General features: G+C 27.1%; 12 protein-coding genes and 1 pseudogene. 1 reads left to right on the top strand and 12 read right to left on the bottom strand.

The genetic code is table 11. The features are described from left to right. From guaB to A6P36_RS05115, 5 genes and pseudogenes are all read right to left on the bottom strand, one after another. A partial coding sequence (gene guaB, locus A6P36_RS05135) for an IMP dehydrogenase (protein WP_066761623.1) occupies positions 1-910 on the bottom strand: 910 nt, incomplete at its 3' end. Between the two features lie 63 nt (positions 911-973). Further along, complete coding sequence (locus tag A6P36_RS05130; RefSeq protein WP_066761621.1) at positions 974-1564, bottom strand: ribonuclease H1 domain-containing protein; 591 nt, start codon at positions 1562-1564, stop codon at positions 974-976. Positions 1565-1642: 78 nt separating this feature from the next. Further along, positions 1643-4195, bottom strand: a complete 2553-nt coding sequence (locus A6P36_RS05125; protein WP_066761620.1) for a bifunctional 4-hydroxy-3-methylbut-2-enyl diphosphate reductase/30S ribosomal protein S1 — start codon at positions 4193-4195, stop codon at positions 1643-1645. Between the two features lie 18 nt (positions 4196-4213). Then, positions 4214-5454: pseudogene (locus tag A6P36_RS05120) on the bottom strand (NAD(P)/FAD-dependent oxidoreductase). A 7-nt stretch (positions 5455-5461) separates the two neighbouring features. Further along, the gene (locus A6P36_RS05115; RefSeq protein ID WP_066761619.1) at positions 5462-5998 is read right to left on the bottom strand and encodes a tRNA (mnm(5)s(2)U34)-methyltransferase; all 537 of its coding nucleotides are present in this window, start codon (positions 5996-5998) and stop codon (positions 5462-5464) included. A gap of 151 nt (positions 5999-6149) precedes the next feature. Between A6P36_RS05115 and A6P36_RS05110 the strand changes: the two genes are divergently transcribed. Next, positions 6150-6971, top strand: coding sequence for a TIM barrel protein (locus A6P36_RS05110; protein ID WP_066761618.1), 822 nt, complete (start codon positions 6150-6152; stop codon positions 6969-6971). A 54-nt stretch (positions 6972-7025) separates the two neighbouring features. On the opposite strand, the gene A6P36_RS05105 is transcribed toward A6P36_RS05110, so the two are convergent. The 7 genes from A6P36_RS05105 to A6P36_RS05075 form a co-directional block, all read right to left on the bottom strand. Beyond that, positions 7026-7286: a stage V sporulation protein S gene (locus A6P36_RS05105; RefSeq protein WP_005806504.1), complete on the bottom strand. Its 261-nt coding sequence runs from the start codon at positions 7284-7286 to the stop codon at positions 7026-7028. A gap of 212 nt (positions 7287-7498) precedes the next feature. Further along, entirely contained in the window at positions 7499-8182 is a 684-nt protein-coding gene (gene rnc, locus A6P36_RS05100; RefSeq protein WP_066761617.1) for a ribonuclease III, read from the bottom strand. 82 nt (positions 8183-8264) lie between these two features. Continuing rightward, positions 8265-8495: an acyl carrier protein gene (acpP, locus tag A6P36_RS05095; RefSeq protein ID WP_066761616.1), complete on the bottom strand. Its 231-nt coding sequence runs from the start codon at positions 8493-8495 to the stop codon at positions 8265-8267. A gap of 63 nt (positions 8496-8558) precedes the next feature. Then, positions 8559-9548, bottom strand: coding sequence for a phosphate acyltransferase PlsX (gene plsX / locus A6P36_RS05090; protein WP_066761615.1), 990 nt, complete (start codon positions 9546-9548; stop codon positions 8559-8561). Positions 9549-9605: 57 nt separating this feature from the next. Further along, positions 9606-9788, bottom strand: coding sequence for a 50S ribosomal protein L32 (gene rpmF / locus A6P36_RS05085; protein ID WP_066761612.1), 183 nt, complete (start codon positions 9786-9788; stop codon positions 9606-9608). Positions 9789-9790: 2 nt separating this feature from the next. After that, a complete protein-coding gene (locus A6P36_RS05080; RefSeq protein ID WP_066761610.1) occupies positions 9791-10300 on the bottom strand; it encodes a YceD family protein in 510 nt (169 codons plus the stop codon). 90 nt (positions 10301-10390) lie between these two features. Beyond that, the gene (locus A6P36_RS05075) at positions 10391-11587 is read right to left on the bottom strand and encodes an acetate/propionate family kinase (protein WP_066761608.1); all 1197 of its coding nucleotides are present in this window, start codon (positions 11585-11587) and stop codon (positions 10391-10393) included. Between the last annotated feature and the right edge of the window lie 37 nt (positions 11588-11624).

Here is an 11624-nt window from a genome sequence, read left to right as displayed (position 1 = left end):
CTTCAATACCTTCTGGAACAAATTTCTTACTTCCACTTTGAAAATATCTATCACTAGATCCACTATTCATAGCTCCAAGGGAACCCATACCTCTATAAATTTTATAAGTTTTTTCACCAAAAACTACTTTATCTCCTGGCGCTTCATCGCACCCAGCAAAAATTGATCCTATCATAATAACAGATGCTCCACCAGCTAAAGCTTTAACAATATCACCTGAATATTTAATTCCTCCATCAGCAATAATTGGAATTTTATATTTTCTTGCTTTTTCTGCACAATCCATAATTGCTGTGAGTTGTGGAACTCCAACCCCTGCAACTATTCTTGTTGTACAAATAGACCCTGGACCAATTCCAACTTTAACACAATCTGCTCCAACATCTATTAAATCTTTAACAGCCTCTGAGGTTGCAACATTTCCTGCTATAATTTGAATATTGGGATACCTTTGTTTTATTTTTTCAACTCCAACAAGCACACCTTTTGAATGCCCATGTGCCGTATCTAAAACTATAACATCAATTTTTTCATTAACTAAAGCATCAACTCTATCCATCATATCATCTGTAACACCAATAGACGCTCCACACAAAAGGCTTCCATCTTTATCTAAAGAATAATTCAAATCATTTTCTACATTTGTTTCTTTTACAATTCTTACTTCTTCACATTGTCTTTCAATAGACATATTTTTATGTATAATTCCTAATCCGCCTTCTTTGGCTATGGCAATAGCCATTTTACTTTCTGTTACTGTATCCATACTAGCACTAATTAAAGGTATATTAAGAACTATGCTTTGAGTAAGATTTGTCTTTAAACTAACTTGATTCGGTAAAATTTCAGATTTATTTGGAACTAACAAAACATCATCAAACGTATAAGCATTTTTTATAATTTTTGCCATATTAAACCTCCACATAAAAATTAAATGAATTATACTACATAAATTGTTATATTGCAAAAATTTTTATATATTTAATGCTTGTTTTGCTAATTTATCTGCAAGATCGTTATACTTATTTCCTGAATGAGCTTTTACTTTTTTAAAAGTTATATTTATTTTATCTTTAATGGAATCATAAAACTTTTTATAATTTTGAGTTCCTACTTTATTTGCTTTCCAATCTCCGTTACACCACTTTTCAATTCCCTCATAATCAAAATGAATCAGAATACTTTTAAATCCAAACTCTAAACAATATTCCATTGCTTTCATCGCACCCATAATCTCTCCAGCAACATTTCTCATTTCTGATAATTCCTTATCATCAAATTTTTCAGAAAAAAGTTTCTCATACTTTCCCAATAAAATTACCATTCCATACGAAAATTCTTTTGTTTCAATATTATAACTTCCATCAACATATGCAACTATATCAAATTCTGAATTCTCTTTAACATTATTATCAGATTGAAAAAATTTTTTTGCGTCATCAATATTTTTAAAACTTTTATATACAGCTCCTGAGTAACCTTCTACTTGTTTTTTACATTCATCCCAACTTTCATAAATACCACAATTATATCCCTTCTTCACAACATAAAATTTTTTTGCCACAATTTTTCTCCTTTACATTTTTTTATAAACAAAAAGCTTAAGAACAAAAATGCCCTTAAGCTTTCAAATTTTAAATTTCTACTCTATTACTTTTATACTTAATTCAATTCTCTTATTGTCTTTATTTATTTCAACAATCTTTGCTTTTACTTCTTGTCCTATTTCTAGGAAATCTCTAATGTCATTAACTCTCTTATGACTTATTTGAGATATGTGTACTAAAGCATCAACACTTGGTTCTAACTCTATAAAAGCACCAAATTCTGCAAAACGCACAACTTTTCCAAGAACAACAGCTCCAACTGGATATTTTTCTTCAACATCAGACCAAGGATCATGTTGTAAAACTTTCATACTTAAAGATAATTTTTGATTTTCTACATCAATTCCGATTATTTTAGCTTTAATCTTGTCCCCTATATTTATAACATCACTTACTTTATCAATTCTTCCCCATGATATTTCAGATATATGTAATAAACCATCAACACCATTTACATCAATAAACGCTCCAAATGTATTTATTCTCTTAACTTCACCTTCTATTACATCACCTAAAATCAAACTATTCCAAACTTGAGCTTCTTTAATCTTTTTTTCCTCTTCAAGAACAGCTCTTCTTGATCCAATAATCTTAAATTGATTTTTTTCCTCTTTCATTTCTAAAATTTTAATTTCTAATTCTCTTCCAACAAACTCATTTAAATTTTCAATATGTACAAAGTCAAGATGAGATGCTGGTATAAATAATTTAATTCCTTTAAACTCAGCTATAACTCCACCTTTTACATCTTCTTTAATTAAAACAACAACTCTTTCATTATTGTTAAATTTTTCCTCTAACAAGCTCAAAGACTTTTCTCTAAAAATTTCCAGTCTTGATAATACAATTTTTCCTTCTGAATTACTCAAAGAAATAATTTTACCTTCTATTTCACTTCCAACATTAAATGTTTCATTAAAATTATTTTTTTCATCATTACTAATTTCTGTAATCGGTAAAACAGCTTCTACATTCTCATGCACATTTAAAACAATTTCTTTATCATTAACAGATACAATTTTTCCTGACAACAATTTCCCTATTTTCATATCATTTTCAGTTCTATTTTCTATCATTAAAATTACCTCCTTCATAATCCAATCTGGCGTCGATGCACCAGATGTTATTCCTACATCATAGCCATTTATACTTATATCTTTCAAAATTTCTTTATCTAAATCTGAAGCCCTTTCAATTATTATAGACTTTTCACAATATTTTTTAGAAACTTCATACAACTTATTAGAGTTGGAACTTAATTTATCTCCAACAATAATCATATAATCCACATTCTTTGCCAATTCTGCCGCGTCACGTTGTCTAAGATATGTAGCATCACAAATAGTATTTAAAGAAACAACATCTTTACATTTTTGACTCACTAAATCTATTGCTTTTTCAAAATTTTCATATTTTTCGGTTGTTTGAGATAAAACACAAACTTTATCCGATGAAATTTCTCCTTCCAACTTGTCCCCAAAGAAAAATTTAGCATTATAATCACAATAACTATTTGCACCCATTATTTCTGGATGATTCTTATTTCCAACTATTACAATGTCATAACCTTTTTCATAATAATCTTTAACTTTTTTATGTATTAACTTAACTTTACCACAAGTAGCATCCACATACTCTACATTTTTATCTATTAAAACATTTTCAATATCTCTGGGAATTCCATGTGCTCTTACTACCAAAATATCTTTATCAAATTTTAATTTATCTAAATCATCTTTCTGAACTATATTTACATTTTTTTTAGAAAAATATCTTATAACCTCTTTGTTGTGAATTATTTCTCCTAAAGTGCTAACATTTTTACATTTTTCACTTTCAACAACTTTATCTAATTCATTAACGGCTCTTAAAACTCCGTGACAAAATCCATTATTTTCTGCAACTCTAACTCTTTTAAGTTTCATTTTAGGAATCATATATTCAACTATAACTTTTGAAACTTCATCCACTGATTCACTAAAACTCATATTAGAAGTATCGATAATCTTTGCATCATTTGCTTTTTTTAAAGGACTTTCACTTCTATTATAATCTATATTATCTCTTTTTTCAATTTCATTTAATATTTTATCATATTCTACATCTAAACCATTTCTTACTAATTCATCGTATCTTCTTTTAGCCCTTACTTCATTATCTGCTGTTATAAAAAATTTTAAATCCGCATCTTTTAAAACTTCTGTTCCAATGTCACGCCCATCCATTATTACACTTTTTTTGAAAACAATATTTCTTAATATTTCATTGACTAAACTTCTTACTTTAATCTTTTTTGCAGCAAATGAAACATTGGAATCAATTTCTTGACTTCTCAACTCTAAATTTAAAATTTTACCATTAAAAATAACATAATCACTATGTATTTCTATTTTTGATTTTTTCAATTTCTCTATTAAAAGATCTTCATCTTTATCAAAATCTATATTCTCATTTAATGACACGTAAGTAACTAATCTATAAAGTAATCCGGTATTTATATATTCAAAATTAAATCTTTCAGATATACAATTAGCAATAGAACTTTTACCAGAACTAGCAGGACCATCAATTGCTATAGATATTTTCATAAACTCATCATCCCTCTCCTAAATATTACTACCAGCCAAAAAACCAGTAGATATTGCTATTTGTACATTATAGCCACCAGTAAAAGCATCAACATCCATAACCTCTCCAGCAAAGGAAAGATTTTTTATAATTCTTGACTTCATAGTACTTGGATCTATTTCATCAACACTTACTCCACCACTAGTAACTATCGCTTCACTAATAGGTCTCAAATTTTTAACATTAACCATTAGATTCTTAAAACACTCAACAAGTTTTTTCCTTTCTTCACGTGTTATGAAATTTACTTTTTTCTCAGCATTAATACCTGTAAGTTCAATCATAACTGGTATAAATTTTTGTGGCAATAAATCATCTAAAGAATTCTTAAAATCTTTATTTTTGTATTTCATAAAATCTTTATTTTTGTATTTCATAAAATCTTTTTGAATTCTCAAATCAAAAGCTTTTTCATCTAACGCAGGTTTTAAATCTATTTTTATAGAATAATATTGTTCTCAAATATATACCTGCTCATTTTCAAAACTATTGGACCAGAAATTCCAAAATGTGTAAATATAAAATCTCCTTGAAATGAAATTTCCTTTTTATTGTTTTTATATAAAGTTAACAAAGCATTTTTTATAGTTAAACCTTGTAAATTTATTGGCCATTTTTCAACCAATTCAATGGGAACTAATGATGGCTTTAACTTTACTATGCTATGTCCCATTTTTTTAAATTCATCAAATAATTTTCCATCAGATCCTGTTAACGGGTAAGATGCTCCTCCAGTTGCAAAAATAAAATTATCTCCTGAAACTTCTTCTCCATTTGATAACACTAGAGATTTTATCAAACTATTTTCAACATTAATTTTTGAAACTTTTGAATCCAATTTAATTTTAACCTTATTTTTATGTAAATGCTTTTCAAAACTTTTAATTATATCTACAGATTTATCTGATATAGGAAAAACCCTATCACCTTGCTCAACTTTTAGTTGAGTTCCACCATCTTCTATGAACTTTATAGTATCTTCATTTGTAAAAGTATATAACGCACTATATAAAAACTCCTTATTTGTAAGTACATTCTCAAAAAAATTCTCTATAGTTTTCTTGTTCGTTACATTACATCTTCCCTTACCTGTAATATACAATTTTTTAGCTATTTTATTATTTCTTTCAATTAATGTAACTTTATGCCCACACTTTGCAGCAGATATAGCAGACATCATTCCAGCTGGACCAGAACCAACAACTATTACATTTTTCATTTATCATCTACCTCACTTTGTTAATCAATACAAGAGATGGTGGAGAATTTTTATTTATAAAATTTAAATAAGCAACATTAAATTTTCTATTATCTAGTTTACTACAAAAATTTAAAACTTCTAAGCTTTCATCTTTACCTTGCTCATGTCCGACATAAAGCACAATAGATATAAAACCACCAACATTCAACATATTGGTAGCTTTAATTAAACTTATTATAGTTGATTCTTTTAAAGTTGTTATTGTTTTATCTCCTCGTGGCAAATATCCCAAATTATACATACCACAATCAAAACAATTTAAATATTTATCTACATTAGAATGAGTATCTAAAATTAATTTTACATTTTCAATTTTTCTACGTTCAAAATCATCAATACATTCTTTTTGTATATCAAAAGAATATACAAAATTAAAATTTTCACTAAGAAAAACTGTATCATTTCCTCTACCTAATGTAAAATCAACAGAAACGTCTTTATTATTGACATTTTCAATTAAAATTTGCTTAACAAAATCAGTTAATTTATAAAAATTTATCATACATTTAATTCCATTTCTAAACCATTTTAATTATAGATTAGGGTAAAAAATTATTCAAGAAAAATAAATTTTTGTATTTTCATTAATTTATATCTTTTACGTGATATAATAAATAATAATTATTATTATTTAAAGGAGCAAACTTTTTAAAATGGATAAGCTAATTTTTGGAATTTCTGGATTACCATTAGGAAATGGTTCAGAAAAATTTACATATGTGACTGGAATTGAATATTTAAATTCTTTGGGACTTGAAGCGATGGAATTACCATTTGTACGTTCTGTAAATATCACTGATAAAAACCGTGATGCTGTCAAAAACATTCGTGAAAAATTAAATTTTCATTTAACAGCCCATGGATCTTATTTTGTAAATATGAATGCAAAAGAAGAAGAAAAGAAAGAAAAGTCAATCGAAAGACTTACAAAAGGAATTAATGCTCTTGCATCTGTTGGTGGAACTGATATAATTTTTCATCCTGGATTTTATTTAGACTCAACAAAAGAAGAAGCATTTGAATCAATAAATGAAGAACTTGGAAAACTACCAGTGCTTGAAAACAATTTTTATAGACTTGAAACTACTGGAAAAGAAACTCAGTTTGGAAATTTAAAAGAATTATGTGAACTTGTTAAAAATCATAAACATGTAAAACTTTGTGTTGATTTCTCACACATTCACGCAAGATATGTTGGAATATTAAAACAATACGATGATTTCGCAAAAATTTTTGATTATATCGGTGAAAATTTAGGAGAAGAAGCATTAAAAGATATACACGTACATTTATCTGGAATTGAATACACAGCAAAAGGTGAAAAAAATCACCTTCCTTTTGAAGAAAGTGATTTTAATATAAAAGATTGTTTAAAAGCTTTTTTAAATTATGATGTTAAAGGATGTATAATTTGCGAAAGTCCAATTCTTGAAAAAGATGCACTTTTAATGAAAAACATATACGAAAGTTTATAAATTACAAAAACGAAAAGGAGTAAAAAATATTTTACTCCTTTTTTATATATAAATTTATTTAGGTTCAACAATAAATTTAATTGCTGTTCTTTCTTCTCCATCAATTGAAATTTCAGAAAATGCTGGTATAACAACCAAATCAATTCCATTTGGCGCTACAAAGCCTCTTGTTATAACTATAGCTTTTATAGCTTGGTTAACCGCACCAGCCCCAACTGCTTGCACCTCTGCTACTGCTTTATCTCTTAATACTGCTGCTAAAGCTCCTGCAACTGCTTTAGGTTGAGATTGCGCTGATACTTTTAAAATTTCCATAAGTGTACCTCCCAAAATTATCTTAAGTTTTATTAAATATTTTCCCTTATATGATTTCTATAATTTCCTTTTTTTTCCTTTATTTTAATTTCTACAAATTACGCACTTAAAATTTCGAAAATACACTCCTCTTTAAAGTACCAAAAATACTTATATAACGTATACATTCAACTAGACTTTTAATTAATTAAACACCTAATTCAATGTCGTCATTATTCTAACATTTTTAAAGTTTTTTCAGCTGCACTTTGTTCAGCTTCCTTTTTAAAATTACCGATTCCCATACCATATTCTTTTTCACCTATAACAACTTGAACATGAAAAATTTTTTTATGAGAAGGTCCTTCTTCTTTAATAAGATTATACTTTATCTTATCACTTGTTTTAGCCTGTATAAATTCTTGAAGTCTTGTTTTATGATCTAAATAATTTATAACTTCACTACTTTTAATAATATCTTTAAAAAACTTTAATATAAATTTACACGCAAATTTATATCCTTTATCTAAATAAACAGCAGCTATAACAGCTTCAACTGTGTCAGCTATTGTGGAAATACGTGTTTTCCCTCCACTTAAACTTTCACCTTTACTTAATTTTATAAATTCTCCTAAATCCCATTGTTTACCAACTTTATAAAGTGATGATTCACAAACTATAGTAGCTCTTTTTCTAGTCAAATCACCTTCATTATTATCTTTACAATTTTCATACAAATATTCTGTTATACATAATTGCAACACAGAATCTCCTAAAAACTCTAATCTCTCATTATATTCACTTAGATTATGTTCATTTGCATACGAACTATGAGTTAATGCTAATTCCAAAATTTTTAAATTATCAAATTTAATTCCAATTTTATGTTGAAATTTATCAATAAACCCTTCCTTCATACATGTTTCTCCTAAAACTTAAAAGTCGCCTATAAAACACAAACATAGTGAGTTTACAAGACGACTATATATTAAACTTTAATTAATTTTCTATTTGAGAATTTATAAAATCAACAACATCTCCAACAGTTTTAAGCTTAACTGCTTCTTCATCTGATATGCTTATACCATATTCTTCTTCAAGATTCATAATCAATTCTATTAAATCTATAGAATCAGCACCTAAATCATCAACAATTGATGACTCTAATTTTATTTCATCTTGATCAACATTTAATTTTTCTGCTATAATCGCTTTAACTTTTTCAAACATTAAAAATCACCTCCTGTTACCTCATAAACATAATAAAATATAAAACTTTCATAGTCAATATTTTTATTTTATAAATAAATTTTTTTCCAAAACTCCTATAAAATCTCTAGAATTTAATTTATAAGCCATATCTATTGAATTTTTAATAGCTATTTCATTAGAATTACCATGAGATTTTATACAAATTTTTTTTACACCAAGAAATATAGCACCACCATATTTTTGATAATCATATTTATTTTTAACACTGTTAAAAAATATTTTTTTCCCAATTTTATAGATAAATGATTTATTAATATCATCTTTTAATTTAGATATTATATATTTGCTTGTGCCCTCAATTGTTTTAAGCACTATATTCCCAACAAATCCATCACAAACAACTACATTAACATCATCATTCATTATGTACCTAGCTTCAATATTTCCCTTAAAATTTATACTCTTATCATTTAAAAGTTCATCATAAACTTTTTTTACAATAAAATTTCCTTTATTACTTTCTACTCCAATATTTAAAAGTTTTACTATGGGATTCTGTTCACCAAATAATATTTTATAATACACGCTTCCAATTTTAGCAAATTGTACAAAGTCAATTACTTTGCAATCAACATTTGCACCAGCATCTAAAAGAATAAATTTATTATTTTCACTATTAATAATAGGTGCTAAAGCTGCTCTATTAACTCCCTTAATTCTACCTACTAAAAACAAACATCCTGCCAAAAAAGCGCCACTATTTCCTGCAGAAACTATAGCATCATAATTTTTATTTACTATCTCATTAAGAGCAACAATTAAACTTGAATTTTTTTTCATCCGCATCGCTTTAACTGGTTCATCATTACCTTCTATAACATCATTTGCATTAATAATATCAACTCTATTTTTATCAAATTTATATTTTTTCAATTCATAAACAATTTTTTCATCTTTACCAACAAGAATTACATTTATATTTTCATTTTCATTTAACGCCAATACAGCACCCTTAACCAAATCTTTAGGAGAATTTTCTCCTCCCATACAATCAAGTACTATATTTACCATTTTTCTCCCTCTAAAAATAAACTACCTAAACTAGAAAAACTAATTTAGGTAGTTTATTTAATCTTCTACAGATATAACTTGTTTACCGTTATAAAAACCACATTTCCTACAAGCTCTATGAGATAACTTAACCTCATGACATTGTGGACATTCAACTATACTAGGTGCTGACAACTTAAAAGTTTGAGCCCTTCTTCTATCTCTTCTTCCTTTAGAAAACTTACGCGCTGGATTTCCCACTATTACACCTCCTTAGAATCAACAAAAACTTCTCTCAACCGCGAAAACGCATTTTCAAACTCATTTCCTTGACAACTACATGTGCCATTATTTAAATTTACACCACAATATTGACATAAACCTAAACAATCAACTTTACACAATTTCTTCTGAGGAATATTAACAATTATGTAATTTTTTATATAATCCGTAAAATCCAAATTTCCATCTGAATCTAAAATAATATCCTCATCTAAATCATCCAATAAAATTTCATCACTACAATTTAAATTCAAATCATAAGTAAAATTTCCTAAACATCTTGAACAAACAAACTCAAACTTTGTAGACAAATTAAACTTAACTTTCAACAAATTATCTAAAACAAAAATATCGCCATTAACTGCAACATCGTCAATAATTTTTAAATCTTCTCCATGAAGAATATCAAATTCATCATTTTTTATTACAGACTCTTTATTTAAAAATTCAATAACTTTATTCTTACTACATTCTTTCAAATTTATTTGCATAAGATTTCATTTAACCTCACTTCTTTTGATTTGAAGTAAATTAACATATAGATTATATAATTTAATAACATTAATTGTCAATATTTAAAATTATTTTAAAAGTTCACATGTATCTCTTGCTATTACAAGCTCTTCATTAGTTGGAATCAAATATACTTTAACCTTAGAATTATCAGCAGAAATTTCTGTTAATTTACCTCTAACATTGTTTTTATTTTCATCAACTATTATTCCAAGATTCTCCATATCTTTACAAACACCAAATCTAGTTTTTGATGAATTTTCACCAATACCTGCAGTAAATACTATAGCATCTACCCCATTCATTGTAGCAATATAAGAACCTATATAAGATTTAATTCTATAATAATACATTTCTAATGTTAAAACAGCTCTCTTATCGCCCTTTTCTTCTAAATCTTCTATATCTCTAGAGTCGCTACTTTTTCCAGAAATTCCTAAGAATCCAGATTTTTTATTCATAATATCATTTACTTCATCAGGACTCATCTTCAAATCACCTACTAAGTAAGTAACAACAGCAGGATCTATATCACCACATCTAGTACCCATTATTAAACCTTGAAGAGGAGTGAACCCCATAGAAGTATCAACACATTTTCCTTTATTAATAGCACTCACACTTGCGCCGTTCCCTAAATGACATGTTATAATTTTTAATTCTTCTATATTTTTTCCCATTGCTTTAGCACATTCATTGGCTACATAAAAATGACTTGTTCCGTGAAAACCATATTTTCTTATAGAATGCTTTTCATACATTTCATATGGTAATCCATACATATACGCTTTCTCAGGCATAGTTTGATGGAATGCAGTATCAAATACAACAACCATAGGAGTATTTTTCATTAATTCTCGACACGCTTTTATTCCAACAAGGTTAGCAGGATTATGTAGAGGTGCGAGTTTTGAACATTCCTCTATATTTTTAATAACTTCATCATCTACGATTACTGATTTTGAATATTTTTCACCACCATGAACTACTCTGTGTCCTATAGCATTAATTTCATCTAAACTCTTTATAATTCCAAACTTATCATTACATAAAGTCTCTAAAACTAATGATATTGCTTCCTTATGATCTTTTAAATCTTTCTCTACTTTATACTTTTCACTTGATCCTTCAATTTTTTGTTCTAAGTTTGATCCACTTATCCCTATTCTCTCCACTAATCCTTTTGCCATAGCAATTTCTGTTTTCATATCAATTAATTGATATTTTAAAGAAGAACTTCCGCAATTTATAACCAAAATTTTCATTTTAAAACCATCTCCTTATAAACAAATTTTATTTTTA

Source organism: Candidatus Arthromitus sp. SFB-turkey (genome assembly GCF_001655775.1).
Classification (GTDB): domain Bacteria; phylum Bacillota; class Clostridia; order Clostridiales; family Clostridiaceae; genus Dwaynesavagella; species Dwaynesavagella gallinarum.
This window is presented reverse-complemented; position numbering and strand designations above follow the sequence as displayed.

Excerpts from the sequence above, each read along its gene's own strand:
- A6P36_RS05115 (WP_066761619.1), bottom strand. The coding sequence starts at position 5,998 with ATGATAAATTTTTATAAATTAACTGATTTTGTTAAGCAAATTTTAATT.
- acpP (WP_066761616.1), bottom strand. The coding sequence starts at position 8,495 with ATGTTTGAAAAAGTTAAAGCGATTATAGCAGAAAAATTAAATGTTGAT.
- rnc (WP_066761617.1), bottom strand. The coding sequence starts at position 8,182 with ATGAAGGAAGGGTTTATTGATAAATTTCAACATAAAATTGGAATTAAA.
- A6P36_RS05080 (WP_066761610.1), bottom strand. The coding sequence starts at position 10,300 with ATGCAAATAAATTTGAAAGAATGTAGTAAGAATAAAGTTATTGAATTT.
- A6P36_RS05105 (WP_005806504.1), bottom strand. The coding sequence starts at position 7,286 with ATGGAAATTTTAAAAGTATCAGCGCAATCTCAACCTAAAGCAGTTGCA.
- A6P36_RS05075 (WP_066761608.1), bottom strand. The coding sequence starts at position 11,587 with ATGAAAATTTTGGTTATAAATTGCGGAAGTTCTTCTTTAAAATATCAA.
- plsX (WP_066761615.1), bottom strand. The coding sequence starts at position 9,548 with ATGGTAAATATAGTACTTGATTGTATGGGAGGAGAAAATTCTCCTAAA.
- A6P36_RS05125 (WP_066761620.1), bottom strand. The coding sequence starts at position 4,195 with ATGAAAATATCTATAGCAATTGATGGTCCTGCTAGTTCTGGTAAAAGT.
- A6P36_RS05110 (WP_066761618.1), top strand. The coding sequence starts at position 6,150 with ATGGATAAGCTAATTTTTGGAATTTCTGGATTACCATTAGGAAATGGT.